18 protein-coding genes and 1 other annotated feature are annotated in these 18,827 nt (G+C 30.4%); all 18 genes read left to right on the top strand.

Features of this window, described 5'->3' with window-relative positions:
- The first annotated feature begins 57 nt into the window (after positions 1–57).
- Entirely contained in the window at positions 58–1,323 is a 1,266-nt protein-coding gene (locus BV55_RS0113630) for a replication-associated recombination protein A (protein WP_029453363.1), read from the top strand.
- 217 nt (positions 1,324–1,540) lie between these two features.
- Positions 1,541–1,984, top strand: coding sequence for an RrF2 family transcriptional regulator (locus tag BV55_RS0113625; RefSeq protein ID WP_029453362.1), 444 nt, complete (start codon positions 1,541–1,543; stop codon positions 1,982–1,984).
- 12 nt (positions 1,985–1,996) lie between these two features.
- The gene (nifS, locus tag BV55_RS0113620) at positions 1,997–3,181 is read left to right on the top strand and encodes a cysteine desulfurase NifS (protein WP_029453361.1); all 1,185 of its coding nucleotides are present in this window, start codon (positions 1,997–1,999) and stop codon (positions 3,179–3,181) included.
- Between the two features lies 1 nt (position 3,182).
- Positions 3,183–3,611, top strand: a complete 429-nt coding sequence (nifU, locus tag BV55_RS0113615) for a Fe-S cluster assembly scaffold protein NifU (RefSeq protein WP_029453360.1) — start codon at positions 3,183–3,185, stop codon at positions 3,609–3,611.
- A gap of 125 nt (positions 3,612–3,736) precedes the next feature.
- Positions 3,737–4,216, top strand: coding sequence for a PRC-barrel domain-containing protein (locus BV55_RS0113610; RefSeq protein WP_029453359.1), 480 nt, complete (start codon positions 3,737–3,739; stop codon positions 4,214–4,216).
- A 22-nt stretch (positions 4,217–4,238) separates the two neighbouring features.
- Positions 4,239–5,258, top strand: coding sequence for an AI-2E family transporter (locus BV55_RS0113605; RefSeq protein ID WP_029453358.1), 1,020 nt, complete (start codon positions 4,239–4,241; stop codon positions 5,256–5,258).
- A gap of 64 nt (positions 5,259–5,322) precedes the next feature.
- Positions 5,323–5,494: a binding site (T-box leader), on the top strand.
- A gap of 59 nt (positions 5,495–5,553) precedes the next feature.
- Positions 5,554–8,193, top strand: a complete 2,640-nt coding sequence (gene alaS / locus BV55_RS0113600; protein ID WP_029453357.1) for an alanine--tRNA ligase — start codon at positions 5,554–5,556, stop codon at positions 8,191–8,193.
- Between the two features lie 244 nt (positions 8,194–8,437).
- A complete protein-coding gene (locus tag BV55_RS0113595) occupies positions 8,438–8,692 on the top strand; it encodes an IreB family regulatory phosphoprotein (RefSeq protein ID WP_029453356.1) in 255 nt (84 codons plus the stop codon).
- A 52-nt stretch (positions 8,693–8,744) separates the two neighbouring features.
- Positions 8,745–9,158, top strand: a complete 414-nt coding sequence (ruvX, locus tag BV55_RS0113590; protein ID WP_029453355.1) for a Holliday junction resolvase RuvX — start codon at positions 8,745–8,747, stop codon at positions 9,156–9,158.
- A 56-nt stretch (positions 9,159–9,214) separates the two neighbouring features.
- On the top strand, positions 9,215–9,478 hold the full coding sequence (locus tag BV55_RS0113585) for a DUF1292 domain-containing protein (RefSeq protein WP_029453354.1): 264 nt from the start codon (positions 9,215–9,217) through the stop codon (positions 9,476–9,478).
- A gap of 22 nt (positions 9,479–9,500) precedes the next feature.
- On the top strand, positions 9,501–9,965 hold the full coding sequence (locus tag BV55_RS0113580) for a Fur family transcriptional regulator (protein ID WP_029453353.1): 465 nt from the start codon (positions 9,501–9,503) through the stop codon (positions 9,963–9,965).
- 34 nt (positions 9,966–9,999) lie between these two features.
- Positions 10,000–11,667 (top strand): ribonuclease J, encoded by a 1,668-nt coding sequence (locus BV55_RS0113575; protein ID WP_029453352.1) that lies wholly within the window; start codon positions 10,000–10,002, stop codon positions 11,665–11,667.
- A gap of 293 nt (positions 11,668–11,960) precedes the next feature.
- Positions 11,961–13,778, top strand: a complete 1,818-nt coding sequence (typA, locus tag BV55_RS0113570) for a translational GTPase TypA (protein ID WP_029453351.1) — start codon at positions 11,961–11,963, stop codon at positions 13,776–13,778.
- A gap of 22 nt (positions 13,779–13,800) precedes the next feature.
- The gene (locus tag BV55_RS0113565) at positions 13,801–14,451 is read left to right on the top strand and encodes an O-methyltransferase (protein ID WP_029453350.1); all 651 of its coding nucleotides are present in this window, start codon (positions 13,801–13,803) and stop codon (positions 14,449–14,451) included.
- A complete protein-coding gene (locus BV55_RS0113560) occupies positions 14,451–15,677 on the top strand; it encodes a peptidase U32 family protein (protein WP_029453349.1) in 1,227 nt (408 codons plus the stop codon). The genes BV55_RS0113565 and BV55_RS0113560 overlap by 1 nt, the downstream gene beginning before the upstream one ends.
- Complete coding sequence (gene udk, locus BV55_RS0113555) at positions 15,677–16,297, top strand: uridine kinase (RefSeq protein WP_029453348.1); 621 nt, start codon at positions 15,677–15,679, stop codon at positions 16,295–16,297. The genes BV55_RS0113560 and udk overlap by 1 nt, the downstream gene beginning before the upstream one ends.
- A 67-nt stretch (positions 16,298–16,364) precedes the next feature.
- Complete coding sequence (locus BV55_RS0113550) at positions 16,365–18,008, top strand: penicillin-binding transpeptidase domain-containing protein (RefSeq protein WP_029453347.1); 1,644 nt, start codon at positions 16,365–16,367, stop codon at positions 18,006–18,008.
- Positions 18,009–18,084: 76 nt separating this feature from the next.
- A complete protein-coding gene (gene sigK / locus BV55_RS0113545; RefSeq protein ID WP_029453346.1) occupies positions 18,085–18,789 on the top strand; it encodes an RNA polymerase sporulation sigma factor SigK in 705 nt (234 codons plus the stop codon).
- Positions 18,790–18,827 lie beyond the last annotated feature (38 nt).

Below are 18,827 nucleotides of genomic sequence, written 5' to 3'. Positions count from 1 at the left end.
TTTATGGTAAAATAAATATAAAAGAATATCAATTATTATATTGAAAGAGTGATTAATATGAGGAAACCTTTAGCAGATAAATTAAGACCTAATGAACTAAATGAGGTAGTGGGTCAAAAACATATATTAGGAAATGGAAAGATCTTAGATAGAATTTTAAAAAGTGGACGTATTACTAATATGATATTTTATGGACCACCAGGGGTAGGTAAGACTACTGTTGCTAATATAATTGCAAAAAAAAGCAATAAAACATTTTATAAGCTTAATGCAACAAATTCTAGCTTGAAGGATATTCAACAAATTGTAAGTACGCTAGATACTTTTGAAGGTATAAATGGAATACTTCTTTATTTAGATGAGATACAAAACTTTAATAAAAAACAACAACAATCTTTACTTGAATTTATCGAAGATGGTCGGATTACGCTTATAGCTAGTACTACAGAAAATCCTTATCATTATATATTTAAAGCTATTTTAAGCAGATCCACTATATTTGAATTTAAACCTGTAGAAAAAGGAGATATGAAAATTGCTATAGACAGGGTTATAGAAATAATAAATAAGGAAGAAGAAAATATAAATGTAGAGGTAGAAGATGAGGCAAAAGAATATATTGTAGATGCTTCTAATGGAGATGTGAGAAAAGCTATAAATGCTTTAGAAATTGGAATATATTCAACTCCACCAAATGAAAAATATAGTGTGATTATAGATTTAAATATTGCAAAAGATAGCACTCAGACTAAGGTTATATCCTACGATATGTTAGGCGACAACCATTATGATATTTTAAGTGCTTTTCAAAAGTCCATAAGAGGAAGTGATGTAGATGCTGCACTTCATTACTTAGCAAGATTAATTAAAGCTGGTGATTTGATATCTATATGTAGAAGAATATTGGTTATAGCAAGTGAAGATATAGGTCTTGCATATCCTAATGCAATTGCCATGGTTAAAAGCTGCGTGGATTCCTCTATGACGTTAGGCTTCCCAGAAGCAAGGATACCCTTAGCACAGGCTGTTATATTATTAGCTACGTCTCCTAAATCTAATTCTGTAGTAGTTGCTATAGATAGAGCACTTGATGATTTAGAAAAAAAGGAAGTTGGAGATATTCCAATTCATATAAAAGATGCTCACTATAGTGGAGCTAAAAATTTAAATAGAGGAGTGGAATATAAATATCCACATAATTATAAAAACAGTTATGTGCAACAACAATACCTACCAAATAATGTTAAAGATAGCGTTTATTATGAATATGGGAATAATAAAATGGAGAGGACATCTAAAGAATACTGGGATAAGATTAAATAGGTTTAAAAATTAATCAGCATTTAGTATTGAGATATATCATTATTAAAGGATAGTATTATTACAATATGTTTAATTGTATAAAGATAATATTAGAAACATTAATTAATAAATAATCTGAAATTTTACTATCTAAATCATTGTTGACAATTCTAGTCGGATTTGATAAAATTATCATGAAAACCAAGTGAAACACTCAACATTAATAGGAGTGATTAATATGAAACTATCTACCAAAGGCAGATATGGTGTAAAGGCAATGCTTGATTTAGCTGTAAATTGTGATGAAACACCTATCTCGATTAAAAGTATATCAGAAAGACAAAATATATCAGAGTATTATCTTGAACAGTTATTTTCTCCTCTTAGAAAAGCAAATATAATAAAGAGCGTAAGAGGTGCAAAGGGTGGATACATTTTAAATAGAAAACCGGAAGAGATAACTGTTGCAGATATTATAGAAGTTTTAGAAGGACCTATAGAAATTTCAGATTGCGTTGAAGGTACTCATTGTAATAACATGGATTGCTGTGCTACAAGACTTCTTTGGGCTAAAGTAAAAAATAGCATAGACAGTGTTATGCAATCTGTTACTTTAAAAGATATGGTAGATGACTATAATAGAATACAGTCTTCAAGCCAAGAAATTAAAATTGAAAAGTAAGGGGCTGGTAATATGCAAAAGGTAGTATATATGGACTATGCTGCAACTACGTATACAAAAAAAGAGGTATTAGATGAAATGATACCTTATTTTGGCGAACATTATGGAAATCCTTCATCGGTATATTCCATATCAAGAGACACAAGAAAGGTTATAGATTCAAGTAGAGATAAGGTAGCCAAGGCTATAAATGCCGATAGAAATGAAATATTCTTTACAGGTGGTGGAACTGAGGCAGATAATTTCGCTATAAAAGGATTTGCATTTGCTAATTTTAATAAGGGTAACCATATAATAACAAGCAAAATAGAACATCATGCTGTACTACATTCCTGCGAATATTTAGAAAAACACGGTTTTGAAATTACATATTTAGATGTGGATGAAGAAGGATTTATAAATTTAGAACAGTTAAAATCTGCTATAAAGGATAATACTATATTAGTTTCAATAATGTTTGCTAATAATGAAATTGGAACAATACAACCTATAAAAGAAATAGGACAAATCTGTAGAGATAAAAATGTTGTATTTCATACTGATGCAGTTCAAGCTGTAGGACATATACCGGTAGATGTTAAAGAAATGAATATAGATATGTTGTCTCTTGCAGCACATAAATTTTATGGGCCTAAGGGTGTAGGTGCTTTGTATATTAAAAAAGGAATTAAAATTGATAATTTAATTCATGGCGGAGCTCAAGAAAGAGGTAAGAGGGCAGGGACAGAAAATATAGCAGGTATAGTAGGGCTTAGTAAGGCTTTGGAGATGTCAGTAAATGAAATGGATAAAAGCAGTAAAAGACTTACAATATTAAGAGATAAGATTATAACTGGGCTTATGGAAATACCTCATACTAAATTAAATGGACCTATAAGCGAAAATAGATTACCAGGAAACGTTAATGTATGCTTTAGGTTCATAGAGGGTGAAGGTATCTTGTTATCCTTAGATGATAAGAATATTTGTGCATCTAGCGGTAGTGCCTGTACTTCGGGGGCCCTTGATCCATCGCATGTCCTCTTAGCTATAGGTCTTAATCATGAAAGAGCACATGGTTCATTAAGATTATCTATAGGTGATGGAAACACAGAAGAAGAAGTAGATTATTTATTATCTGTGGTACCTAAAATAATAGATAGACTCAGAAATATGTCACCTTTATGGCATGATTTTATTAAAAAGGGGGAATTTTAATATGTATAGCGATATGGTAATGGATCATTTTAGAAATCCAAGAAATGTAGGTGAAATAGCCGATGCAAATGGTATTGGGGAAGTTGGAAATGCTAAATGTGGAGATATAATGAAGATATATATGAAGGTTGAAGATAATATAGTAATAGATGTTAAGTTTATGACTTTTGGATGTGGATCAGCTATAGCATCATCAAGTATGGCAACTGAACTTATAAAGGGAAAGTCTTTAGAAGAAGCATGGAAATTAACTAATAAAGCGGTTGCAGAAGCGTTAGATGGTCTACCAGCAATTAAGATGCATTGTTCAGTTTTAGCAGAAGAGGCAATTCATAAAGCTATAAACAATTATAGAGAATCTATTGGGCTTAAACCATGGGATTACAAAGAACATAACCATGATGAATTACATAGCGAAGTTCATGGATAATAGATATTAAATATATAAAAATAATACCCGAACTCGGGTATTATTTTTGCGTTATTAGGCAAAATATATATATGTATAACTTAAGAGTAATAAGAAAGGTATTTAAAAGATAGGATGATTATAATATGTGGAGGTATAAAGATATAATTTTTAAAAAGGTTATAGATAAAGATGGTAAGAATATGGGTGAAGTTAAAGATGTCTTAATTAACTTTTCAAAAGCTAAAGTTACAGGATTTGAAGTATCCTCCCCATCTTTAATGGCAAAGGATATAAATATTTCTATTAAAGATATAATATACATAAATGAAAGAATAATAGCGAAGGGTAAATGTAATGATAGCTTCTTAGAATTTAATAGTATAAGACACTTAGAAGTTATAGATAAGGATGACAATATAGTAGGATTTTTAGAAGATATAATAATAGACCCAGAAGATTACACTATAAAGGCAATGGTAATATGTGAAGGCTTTTTATACAAGTTATTTAGCCACAAAAAGATAATATCACCAAGAAACCTTATACTAGGTGAGGATAATATAATTATTTGTGAAAGGGAAGGAATAGAATTTATGAACTTACCAAATAAAAGGTTATGGTAAGCTCTATTATTGAGGTAAAAATATGAAGGTTTTAAATAAAAAGATAAAATACTTAGTTATATTTATAGTCTTGTTATTACTATTTTATATTTTATTTTCTATTGATATAGTTAGAAAATTAGGTGGTATAGCTATATTTTCATTTATGCTAGCCTATAGCCTAAAACCAGTTCATAAAAAGGTTATGCAACTTGGAATAAACAAAAAGATTTCTGCAATATTTGTTATAAGCTTTTTTTTAGTGTTATTTATATTTTCATTTATTACAATAATCCCTATAATAATTAGAGAAAGTAAGAACCTATATCCAAGGTTAGAGTATATGGATAGTTTTATAAGTAATATATATGGAAAACTAAAGTTATCTAACAATAAAACCCTAATGATATTAGAAGAATTAATAGGAGAAAAAATAAATAGATATGTAGTTGATATTTCAAGTAATACGGTAGAAAGAATAATAGAAATTGGAGAAAACTCTTTAGGCTATGCTGTGGTTCCTGTTTTATCTTATTATTTTTTAATAGATGAAGAAATTATATTAGAGAAACTTCTTATGATTTTTCCAGTTAAAAATAGAAGAGTTGTAACTAACATAGCTAAAGATATAGACGAGATTTTAGGACGATATATAATAAGTCAATTTATACTTTGTTTTGTAATTTGGGCTTTTACATTTATATCATTAATCATTTTTAAAATAGAATTTCCTTTATTATTATCTCTGATAAATGGACTATTTAATATAATACCTTACTTTGGACCTTTATTTGGAGCTATTCCCATTATAATCATGGCTTTATTTAAGTCTACAGAAAAGGCATTATGGATCACACTATTTTTATATATAATTCAACAAATTGAAGGAGATGTTGTATCCCCTAAAATCATAGGCTACAGCACATCTATGCATCCTATGATAATTATACTATTAATACTAGTAGGAGGCAAACTAGGAGGGCTATTAGGGCTTATTATAGCAGTACCTATAGGTGTTATTATAAAGGTTGTTTATGAAGATATAAACTACTACTTATTTTAAAAAAATGTTTTTTGAAATATTGACATAAATATAAGTATAATCTATAATCTTCATATAAATAAATATTTTAGCTGTGAAGAGAAAGAGTAGTCTTATTAATTTATGTAGAGAGGAAGTGTTTGGTGGAAACTTCTTAAGTTAAAAGATGAAAGCTATCTCAGAGCTAAATATTAAAGAGATGCATTTAATATGCATAATTAGGGTGGTACCGCGGAAGTGTAACTTTCGTCCCTGTCTGGGATGAGAGTTTTTTTTGTTCCAATTTTATAAAATTTATATTAGGAGGCATATGTATATGAAATATATGAGTTTGAATGAGTTAAGAGAAACGTATTTGAAGTTTTTTGAGACTAAAAACCATTTAGTAATAGAAAGTTTTCCACTAGTTCCAAAAGAAGATAAGAGCTTATTACTTATAAATGCAGGTATGGCGCCATTAAAACCTTATTTTACAGGAATTAAAACTCCACCAAGTAAAAGGGTAACAACCTGTCAAAAGTGTATTAGAACAGGAGATATAGACAATGTAGGTAAGACATCAAGGCATGCTACTTTTTTTGAGATGTTAGGTAACTTTTCCTTCGGGGACTACTTTAAAGATGAAATAATACCATGGTCTTGGGAGTTTGTTACTAAGGTTTTAGATATACCAAAAGATAAATTATATGTAACTATTTATGTAGAAGATGATGAAGCTTTTGATATATGGGTAAATAAAACGGATATAGATTCAAGCCGAATATTTAGATTAGGAAAAGAAGATAACTTTTGGGAGATAGGGCAAGGACCTTGTGGACCATCTTCAGAGATACATTTTGATAGAGGCGAAGGTGAAATAAAAACTAATGAGGATTTTATTGAGGCTTCAGAAAATGATAGAATAGTGGAATTCTGGAATCTTGTATTTACTCAATTTAATAAAGATGAAAATGGCGTATATAATAAGTTAGATCATCCTAATATTGATACAGGTATGGGACTTGAAAGAATCGCTACAATTATGCAAGAAACAGAAAGTATATTTGAAATTGATAGTATAAAGGATATATTATTGGAAGTAGCAAAGATATCAAAAGTTACTTATGGAAAAGATAAAAACATGGATATATCCTTAAGAATAGTTGCAGATCATGCTAAAAGCGTGGCTTTTTTAATAGCAGACGGCGTTCTACCTTCTAATGAAGGTAGAGGTTATGTATTAAGAAGACTTCTTAGAAGAGCTGCAAGACATGGAAGACTTTTAGGGATAAAAAGAACATTTATTAATGATATAGTTGAAAAGGTAATAGAAAATTATGGCGGGGCATATAAAGAATTAATAGATAAAAAAGATTATATAAATAAGGTCATACTACTAGAAGAAGAAAGATTTAATGAAACAATTGATGCTGGTATAGACATATTAAAAGAATATATAGAAGAATTCCAAAAGGAAGGCAAAACTTCTTTAGAAGGAATTAAGGCTTTTAAACTTTATGATACCTTTGGATTTCCATTAGAATTAACTGAAGAAATATTGAATGAAAAAGGTCTAACGGTAGATACAGAAGGGTTCAATAAAGAAATGGAGCTTCAAAGAAAAAGGGCAAGAGGGGCTAGAAATGAAACAAACTATATGGGAAGTAATAGTGGTATACTAGAGAATATAGATAAAAATTTAACTTCTAATTTTGTAGGATACAAAAGCATTAAAGATTGTTCGAAGGTACTTCTTTTAATAAAGGGAGAAGAAAATGTATCTACTTTAAAAGCTGGAGAAAGTGGCATTATATTAGTAGAAAACACACCCTTTTATGCAGAAATGGGTGGCCAGGTAGGAGACCAAGGAATAATTGAAAATAGCTTGTTTAAGGCAGAGGTTTACGATTGTAAAAAGAACATCTCAGGAAAAATAATGCATTTTGTTAATGTTATTAATGGAGAAGTATCCATAAATGATGAGGTGAAGTTAGTATTAAATAATAAAAGAAGAAAAGCAATTTGTAGAAACCATACAGCTACTCATTTATTACATGAAGCTTTAAAAAGAGTTTTAGGAGAGCATATTGCACAGTCTGGATCTTACGTAGATGAGGATAAATTAAGATTTGACTTTACTCATTTTTCAGCAGTTACATCCAAACAAATAAAAGAAGTAGAGATGCTTGTTAATGAAAAGATAATGGAAGCATTCCCTGTAACTACAGAGGAGATGACTATAGAAGAGGCTAAAGATACTGGAGCTATAGCTCTATTTGAAGATAAGTATAAAGAAAATGTAAGGGTTGTATCTATAGAATCATTTAGTAAAGAACTTTGTGGAGGAACGCATGTTAATAATTCTGGAGAAATAGGGTTGTTTAAAATTTTATCTGAATCAGGGGTAGCTTCAGGAATAAGAAGAATAGAGGCTATAACTGGATTTAAGTCTATAGACTATCTTGAAAATAAGGAAATGCTAATAAAAGAAAGTTCTTCAATTTTAAAATGTTCAGAAAGGGATCTTATAGTTAAAATTAACAGTAATATTGAAGAGTTAAAGGATAAAGAAAAAGAAATTTATCAGTTAAAATCTGAACTTGCAAAAGGATTAGAAGATGAAATGTTAAGTGATGTAAAAGACGTTCTTGGATTTAAGATAATAACATCGGAGCTTCACAATATGGATTCAAATGAGTTAAGAGAGATTGCAGATAAATTAAGAAATAAAATTGAAAATAGTTTAGTGGTTCTTGCTAGTAGTAAAGAAAATAAAGTTAATTTAGTAGCGATGGCATCAAAGGATGCAGTATCAAAAGGCGTACATTGCGGCAAGATAATAAAGAAAGCTGCAACTATAGCTGGCGGAGGCGGAGGCGGTAGGCCTGATATGGCAGAAGCCGGTGGTAAGAATACTGAAAAAATTAAAGAAGCCTTAGAAAGTGTAGAAGAAACACTTAAAGAATTAATAAAATAAAATTATTTTGAATTGTAAATATATATAAACTTGTTACAAAAAGTTTATTATATTTCAAACTCATAATTTATATAGTGTACAATTTTGGTATTTTGATTTATAATATAAATATGAGCATCGAGGATTTGAATAAGTGTAGATGTAAAGATAAATAATATAGATGGAGATATCATTCTTACATTTAATTCATAATGTGTAAGGGGGTGAAGCTGCTCTAAACTTTTAGTTTTTTTGCAGCAAAAATATGAGTAATAACGAAAATACTATGCAGTTTGATTTTGATAGAGATAAACAGGCTTTAACTAAAAAGATCCTTACAGAGGTTTTTGATTCTTTGCAGAAAAAGGGATATAATCCTGTAAATCAATTAGTAGGCTATTTAATTTCTGGAGATCCAACTTATATAACAAATTATAATGGTGCGAGGGCTTTAGTAAGAAAGCTTGAAAGAGATGAAATACTTGAAGAAGTTTTAAAATCTTATTTAGGTATAAAATAATAAGTGCCCTTTGGGGCACTTATTATTTTAATATTTTAAAAGGGGACAATTTATGCGGATATTAGGACTTGATATGGGAACTAAAACTATTGGGGTGGCTATAAGTGACCCTCTAGGTTATACGGCCCAAGGTATCACTACTATTAGAAGAAAGAACAAAAAAAGTGACTTAGAAGAGCTTAGGACAATATGTGAAGAATATGGAGTAGAAACTATTGTGGTTGGTCTACCTAAAAATATGAATGGAAGCATAGGACCTCAAGGAGAAAGTATTTTAAGCTTTACAGAACATATAAAAAAAGCTTTAAATTTACCTATAGAAATGTGGGATGAGAGACTTACGACTGTTGCTGCTGAAAAGGCAATGCTAGAGGCGGACCTTTCAAGGGCAAAGAGAAAGAAAATAATAGATAAAGTTGCAGCTACATATATACTTCAAGGTTACTTGGATAGAATCTCTAAGTAAAACTTGATAAAAATAGATGTAACTTTTAAAATGATATTAATAAGGGAGAGAATAAAGTGGAAGAAAATACAGATACAGTAGTTCTTAAGGACGAAGAGGGAAATGAAATTGAATTTGAAATAATTACAAAGTTTGATATAGAGGAAAATGAATATTTAATAGTGGCTTCTATGCAGGAAAGTGAAACTGATGCAATTGCTTTGAAGATATTAAAGGATAGTGAAGGAAATGACATTTTAGTTACTGTAGACGATGATGAAGAATTTGAAATAGTAGCTGAAGCCTATAGTGCAATTTTCTCAGAGGATCAGCTTAATTAATTGGTGAAATGGGGTATTTATGATGTCAATTTTAACATCAGCACAAATTAATAAATTAAAAGAAGATCTAAAAGGAAGAGGATATAAGCTAACTCCTCAAAGAAGGGCTATAGTAGATACTATAATCGACAATGAAGGAAGTCATTTAACCGTTGAAGAAATTTATGATGAGGTTAAAAAGATATGTCCTGAGATTGGCTTGGCTACAGTATATAGAACTATAGTTTTACTTGAGGAGCTTGGCATAATATATAAGTTAGATTTAAATGACGGATGTAGCAGATATGAGTTAGTTCATGAGGATGAAACTCATAGACATCATCATTTGATATGTAATAACTGTGGAAAAGTAATAGAAGTTCAAGGAGATCTTTTAGAATCCTTAGAAGAAAAAATTGAAAAAGGATACAAATTTAAAATCAAAGACCACAGTGTAAAGTTTTTTGGTATTTGCGAAGAATGCTATAAAAAGGATCATAAAGACTAGCTGTGGTGTTTAACATAAAAGGAGGAAAGTTGATTTGAAAAAGGAAAAGGAAAAAGTAAAGATAATTCCTCTTGGCGGAGTCAATGAAATCGGTAAGAATTTGACTGTCATAGAATACAAAGAGGACATTATTGTAATTGACTGCGGGTTAAAGTTCCCAGATGAGGATATGTTTGGTATAGATATAGTAATACCGGATGTAACATATCTCATAAAAAATAAGGATAAGGTAAGGGGAATCTTCTTGACCCATGGACACGAAGATCATATAGGTGCACTTCCATATGTGCTTAAACAGTTGAATGTACCTATTTATGGAACTAAGCTTACACTCGGAATAGTAGAAACAAAACTTAAGGAACATGGTCTTTTAAGCACCACAGAATTAATAAGAGTAAGCCCTAAAGATATAATTAAATTGAAAAGTGTATCTGTAGAGTTTATAAAAACTAATCATAGTATAGCTGATTCTGTAGCTATAGCTATCCACACTCCATTAGGAGCTATACTTCATACTGGAGATTTTAAGATAGACTATACACCAATAGATGGAGATGTAGCTGATTTATCTAGATTTGCTGAACTTGGAAGAAAAGGTGTATTGCTTATGCTTGCAGATAGTACAAACGTTGAAAGATCAGGATACACTATGTCAGAAAGTACAGTTGGAGAAACTTTTAAAAATATTTTCTCCACCGCTAAAGGAAGAATTATTGTTGCTACTTTCGCATCAAATGTTCATAGGATTCAACAGATAATAACAGCAGCTTCAAAGTATAATAGAAAAGTAGCTGTTTCAGGTAGAAGCATGGAAAATATAGTTGGTGTAGCTACAGAACTTGGATATCTTAATTTTGAAAAGGATATACTTATAAATATAGACTCCATAAATAAATATCCAAATGATCAATTGGTTATTATAACTACAGGAAGTCAGGGAGAGCCAATGTCAGCATTAACTAGAATGGCTGCATCTGAACATAGAAAAGTAAATATTATAGAAGGGGACATGGTAATTATATCAGCAACACCTATCCCTGGAAATGAAAAATTAGTGTCTAAAGTTATAAATCAATTATTTAAAAAGGGCGCAGAGGTTATATATGAGGCTTTAGCTGATGTTCATGTTTCAGGTCATGCATGTCAAGAAGAACTAAAGCTTATGCATACATTAGTTAAACCTAAGTTTTTTATGCCTGTACATGGCGAATATCGTCATTTAAAGCAACACTTTGAACTGGCATTAAAGCTTGGAACACCAGAGGAAAGAATGTTAATTATGGATATTGGAGATGTAGTAGAAGTTAGTAGAGAAACTATAAGAAAAAATGGAACTGTGCCTTCAGGTCAAGTATTTGTGGATGGCCTTGGTGTAGGAGATGTTGGTAATATCGTATTGAGAGATAGAAAGCATCTATCACAAGATGGTATTTTAACAGTAGTTATCACTATTGAAAAAGAAACAGGCAATGTTATTGCAGGTCCGGATATAATTTCCAGAGGATTTGTGTATGTAAGAGAATCTGAGGAACTTATGGAAGAAGCTAGAGAAGTAGTGAAGAAATCTTTAAAAATATGTGAAGAAAAACATTCTACAGATTGGGCTACCATGAAATCTACAATAAAAGAAGGATTAAGAGTTTTCTTATATGAAAAAACAAAAAGAAGACCTATGATACTTCCTATAATAATGGAGATTTAGTTAAATTAGACAAAAAAACAATTTGTAAAAAAACTTTTTATTTTACATTAAAGTGCACAAGCATTTAATGTGAAACTAAGTATATAAGCCATTTAATAAGGGCAAAATGAAATACTTGCATAAATTGTATAAATAGAAATTTATCCTATATATTAATTATTATTAATTACTAAGTTGACATTTCAATAACATAATATTAGAATTAATATGGTTAAGAACAAAATTGGGTACTTTGGCGTATCCAATTTTGTTTTGTGTATAAGAATCAAATCTTAAATTTTGGAGGCTAAAACATGAGTTTATTTATAAGAAGCGATATTAGAAACGTGGCGATTATTGCCCACGTAGATCACGGCAAGACTACACTTGTAGATGCTATGCTAAAACAAAGTCATAATTATAGAGCAAATGAAAGAGTAGAAGAGAGGGTTATGGACTCTAATGATCTAGAAAAAGAGAGAGGAATAACTATCTTATCTAAAAATACAACTGTAACTTATAATGGAGTTAAAATAAATATAGTAGATACACCAGGTCATGCTGATTTTGGTGGAGAAGTAGAAAGAGTTCTTAAAATGGTAGATAGTGTTCTACTGGTAGTTGACTCATATGAGGGACCTATGCCTCAAACTAAATTTGTTCTAAAAAAGGCATTAGAACTTGGACTAAACCCAATAGTTGTAGTAAATAAAATAGATAAACCTAATGCAAGACCAGTAGAAGTTATCGATGAAGTTTTTGACCTGTTCATTGAACTTGGAGCTACTGATGAACAATTAGACTTCCCTATAGTTTATGCATCAGCTAAAGGAAATTATGCTAGATTAGATCCAGAAGATGGAAATATGGATATGCTACCTTTGCTTGATATGGTAATTAAAAGAGTAAAAGCACCAGAAGGATATATAGATAAGCCTCTTCAATTACTTATAACAACTATAGATTCTAATGAATATGTAGGTAGAATTGCTATAGGAAAGGTACAAAGAGGAGTTATAAAGAAAAACGAAAATGTTGTTTTAATGTCTAGAACAGGAGAAAATAAGAATGCAAAGATATCTAACCTTTATGTATATAATGGAACTGCAAGGGAAGATGTAGAAGAAGCTAAACTTGGAGATATTGTAGCATTAAGTGGAATAGAAGGCGTTAATATAGGTGACACTATAGCAGATGCTACTGAACCAGAAGCTGTTCCATTTGTTGATATTGATGAGCCAACCTTAAGTATGAATTTTATGGTTAATGACTCACCTTTCGCAGGTAAAGATGGAGAATATGTTACATCAAGACACTTAAGAGATAGATTCATAAAAGAACTTGAAACTAACGTAAGTATGAGAATAGAAGAAATTTCTCCAGATTGTTTCAAAATTAATGGAAGAGGAGAACTTCATTTATCCATATTAATTGAAACTATGAGAAGAGAAGGATATGAATTCCAAGTGTCAAAGCCTTCTGTTATATATAGAGAAATAAATGGTAGAAAGTATGAGCCAATAGAAAGATTAACTGTAGATGTACCAGAAGAATTTATGGGAGTAATCATGGAAAAATTAGGACCTAGAAAAGCAGAAATGGTTAATATGACTTCAGCTATAAACAGCTATGCAAGATTAGAATTTTTAATTCCAGCAAGAGGACTTATTGGATTTAGAAATGAATTCATGACAGATACTAAAGGAAATGGAATAATGAACCACATATTTGAATCATATGAACCTTATAAGGGTGATATTCCTGAAAGAAAAAGAGGATCATTAGTAGTATTTGAAGATGGAATAGCTATAACTTACGGATTATATAATGCTCAAGAAAGAGGTAGCTTGTTTATATCACCAAGTACAGAGGTTTATCATGGAATGATAGCTGGAGAATGTTCAAGAGGGGAAGATATTGAAGTAAATGTATGTAAGAAAAAGCATTTATCAAATACTAGATCTTCAGGAGCAGATGACTCTTTAAAATTAACACCTATAAGCCCAATGTCACTTGAACAGTGTCTGGAGTTTATAACTAGTGATGAATTAGTAGAAGTAACACCAAAAACTATTAGAATGAGAAAAAGAATTTTAGATAGTAACGAAAGAAAAAGAAAAAGCAGAGCTTAAATAATTAATTTAGGAGGATAAAATGGGTGGTGTAACTTTTGACTACATGGAAAAGTATTTAAGAGGGCTAATACCTGACCACCAGGGCATGCTAAAAGAGTTAGAAGAATATTCAATAGATAACAAAGTTCCAATAGTTCAAAAAGAAACAGGAAGGTTTTTAGAACTGATGGTAGATTTAACAAAACCTAAACGTATATTAGAACTTGGTACAGCTATTGGATATTCATCTATCTTAATGAGTGTTGCTTCAAAAAGAAATAGTAAGATTACTACTATTGAAAGAGACAAAGAAATGGTGGAAAAGGCTACAGTAAACATACATAACTATGGATTCGAGGATGATATAGAAATATTAGAAGGTGATTGCCTAGAAATAATTGAATCTATAGAAGATAAGTTTGACATTATATTTATGGATGCTGGAAAAGGTCATTATAATCACTTTTTGCCACACTGCTTAAGGCTTCTTAATAAGGATGGAATAATAATAGCGGATAATGTACTTTTTAGAGGAATGGTTCCATCTGATGAATTAGTAAAAAGAAGAAAAATAACTATAGTAAAAAGAATGAGAACCTATCTTGAACTAGTTTCAAAAGATGAGGAACTTATTACATCTGTCATACCTATGGGGGACGGAATAGCAGTTACAAAAAGGAGGGGAATATGATGAGAAAACCAGAGATATTAGCTCCAGCAGGAAGCCTTGAAAAGTTAATTACGGCCATTGATTTTGGTGCAGATGCAGTTTATTTAGGTGGTAGCAAATTAAATCTTAGAGCTTTTGCCGATAACTTCACCACAGAGGATATAGAGCTTGGAGTTAAGTATGCTCATGATAGAGGAAAGAAAGTATATGTTACCTTAAATGTTTTTCCTCATAATGATGATATTATTGGACTTGAAAACTATCTTAAAGAATTAGAATCTTTGAGAGTTGATGCATTGATAGTGTCAGACCCTGGAATTATAATGACTGCTAGAGAAGTAGTACCTAACTTAGAACTTCACTTAAGTACTCAAGCTAATAATGTAAATTGGAAATCAGCTATGTTTTGGCATAGTATAGGGGTGAAAAGAATTGTACTCGCAAGAGAATTATCATTAGTAGAAATTGAAGAAATTAGAAAAAATATACCATCTAGTTGTGAACTTGAAGCGTTTGTACATGGATCTATGTGTATGTCTTATTCTGGAAGATGTCTCTTATCTAATTATATGACAGGAAGAGATGCTAACAGAGGAGCTTGTGCTCAGCCATGTAGATATAAGTACTACCTTATGGAAGAAAAAAGACCAGGAGAATATTTTCAGGTTATAGAAGATGATAAGGGAAGCTACATAATGAATTCAAAGGACTTATGCATGATAGAACATATACCAGAACTTGTTAAGAGTGGCATTTACTCCTTCAAAATTGAAGGAAGAATGAAAAGCTCATACTATGTTGCCGCTGTGGTAAAGGCCTACAGACAAGCTGTAGATGATTATTTCGAAGATCCTAAAAATTATAAAGTTGATCAAAGTCTAATTGAAATATTAATGAAAGTTAGTCATAGAGATTATCATACAGGATTTTATTTTGATGAACCTAATAAACAAATATATGAAACATCTTCGTATATAAGAGATTATGACATAGTAGGTGTAGTAAAACATTATGATCCACTAACTAATATTGTTACTGTAGAACAACGTAATAAAGTTTTAAAAGGTGATGACCTAGAAGTACTAAGTCCTTATGGAAATGGTGTTTTGGTATGTGTAAACAATATGACAGATGAATTAAATAATGATATAGATTCTGCTCCAAGGGCCCAAATGATATTTAAATTTCATACAACGACTTCATTGGAACCCAAAGATATGCTTATTAAGAGCAAGGGGGCGAAATAATGAATAATCCTGTATTGATAGGTATCGCTGGTGGAACTGGATCTGGGAAAAGCACTATATCAAAAGAAATATATAGCCGATTTGATGAAAGTTGTATAGCTATGATAGAACAAGATTCATACTATAAAGATCAAAGTTTTATGGATATAAGTGAAAGAATTAAAACTAATTATGATCATCCTAAAGCTTTTGATACGGACCTACTTATTCAGCATTTAAAAGCTTTATTAAATAGAGAAACTATTCAAAAACCAATGTACAATTTTGAAGAGCATACCAGAAGAAAAGAAACTGTTAAAGTTGAATCTAGAGATATAATAATACTAGAAGGTATTCTTATATTGGAAGATCCTGGAATTAGGGACCTATTAGATATAAAGCTTTATGTTGATACAGATGCAGATGTTAGAATTATAAGAAGGTTACTTAGAGATATAAATGAAAGAGGAAGAACTGTAGAATCAGTGATTAATCAATATTTAAATGTAGTAAGGCCTATGCATTTGCAATTTGTAGAACCTACAAAAAGGTATGCAGACATAATAATTCCAGAAGGTGGTCATAATAAAGTGGCTATAGATATAATAGTTGCGAATATAAAACATATATTACAAAACTAATAAATTTTATTTAAAATGAATAAAACACCTCGCTACTGTCAAGAATTTTAGATAGTGAGGTGTTTTTATGCTAAAAAGAATTAAAACTATAAAAATTATTTTAACATTGCTCTTTATTATTTTAGTAGCAAGAATATTGCAGATACAGTACTTTAAGGGTAATGAACTTGAAGTAATTGCAGACTCTCAATATAAATATATAGAAAAGATAAATGAATTAAATTTTAATGTATTAGATTCAAAGGGTAATGACTTAGTAGAATATGAAAGAAGATATATGTTAGCGGTAGACTTAATTACATTTAAAAGAAATAATAACTCTACAAGCGTGAGTAGTATATATGCATTTAGTTACATATTAAAAAATTGCAATCAAGACTATGATCTTTCAAAAATGTTAATATCATCTAATAGTTCTAAGATATATTTGAAATTAGATAAAGATACCTATGATAAACTAAAATTACTAAAGGATGTAAAAGGAATCTATCTGTATGTTTATGACGAAGTAAATCGAAATGAAGCCTGGAAAATTGAAAATATGATTACTAATTTAAAATCCAATAAAGAAGTAAAAAAGGTGGATTCTTTAGAATATAATATATATGAAAATACAAAAAGTAACAAAGTTCCTACAGTAACATTTGAAAAGAACTTAGATGGAAGTATGCAAGATGGGAATTATAGTATAGATGATGAAAGAATAAATGTAAGATTAACCTTAGATAAAGATATGCAAGATTCCGTTAGAACAATACTAAGTCAAGATAAATATAAACATTACAATCAAATAGGTATAACCCTTGTAGAAGCACATACAGGAAAAATAAAAGTAATGGCTCAAAGAGATGAAGAAAAGCCTAATATAAATTTAGCATCAACTACAGAAAATGGATATGTGCCAGGTTCTATATTTAAATTATTAATAGAAGAAATAGCTATCGATAAGGGTTTGTTTTCAACACAAAGTAAATTCAATTGTGAATTTAATGAATACTCTATATGTAAAAGGGCTCATGGAGAGCTAACATTAGAAGAGGCTCTTTTAATCTCTTGCAATAATATTTTTGCACAAGTGGGAAAGACAATAGGGTGGGATACTATAGAAGAATATGCAAAAAAACAAGGAATATTTGAAAAAGTACTTAATATTAGTGGAAATGGAGAGGTAACAGGTGATTTTGCATTACCCAAAATATATGAAGATGGTCCACGATTTCTCGCTATAGGACAAAATATGAGAATAACACCTCTTCAAGCTACCAATATTATAAGTACAATAATAAATGATGGCATATACGTAAAACCAAATATATTAGAGGGGTATGTAGATAATTACAATAATATTATAAATGAAATACCTATAGAGGAAAATCGAGTAATAAAAAAAGAAACCGCTAAGATAATGAAAGATCAAATGGTGAAAGTTGTAAGAGAAGAAAAAGGAACTGGCAAAAATGCTCTAGTTAAAGGAGTAGAAACTGGAGGGAAAACTGGTACAACTACTAGAATGGAACCTTCTAAATCAAAGGATGAAAGTAAGGATGTTATGGAAAAACACTCTGATGGATGGTTTGCTGGATATTATAAGCATGAAGGAAAATATTATTCATTAGTAGTATTTGTAAAGGATATAAATGAGGATAATCAAACAGGTGGTGGCGACGCAGGACCTATATTTAAAGAAATTGTTGAGAATTTTACAAAGTAAAATAAGAAAGCTAAACAGGAAACATTATATTGCTATCTGAATAGTATATTAATAAGCACTATTAGGAGGAGCACCTTTGTTGTTAATTAATTATCTGTTAGATATGTTTGGCGGAATTACTGTACTTGCAGGATATGTTACTAGTGGAAATTCATTTCCAAAGCCATTGGATGAAAAAGAGGAAGCTTATTATTTAGATAGGCTTAAAGAAGGGGATATTGAAGCAAAAAATATTCTTGTAGAGAGAAATTTAAGACTTGTAGCTCATATTGTAAAAAAATACTCTTATCCTGGAAAGGATATTGATGATCTAATTTCTATTGGAACAGTGGGACTCATAAAGGCTATAGATTCTTTCGATAATACAAAGGGAACTAGACTTGCAACTTATGCAGCACGGTGTATAGAAAATGAAATTCTTATGCTTATTAGAAACAATAAAAAGATTAAGGGTGAGGTATATCTACAGGACCCTATAGGCATCGATAAGGAAGGCAATGAAATATCGCTAATGGATGTTTTAAGCAGTGATGAAAACTCAGTAGTAGATTTGGTAGAGCAGAAAATAGAAATAAGCAAGTTATATAGTAAGATTAGTACAACATTACAGCCTAGGGAGAAAGTTATAATTGAAATGAGGTATGGATTAAGAGATGGTAGATACAGAACCCAAAGGGAAATAGCAAAACTTCTAGGCATATCTAGGTCATATGTTTCGAGAATAGAAAAAAGGGCTCTAAAAAAACTTTTAAAGGAGATGGATGGTAAAAATAAAATATAAAAAAATATGCTAAAATCCCTTTAGTCTACATTGTATAA

It is taken from the genome of Clostridium algidicarnis (assembly GCF_000703125.1).
GTDB classification, from domain to species: Bacteria; Bacillota; Clostridia; order Clostridiales; family Clostridiaceae; genus Clostridium_L; species Clostridium_L algidicarnis.
This window is presented reverse-complemented; position numbering and strand designations above follow the sequence as displayed.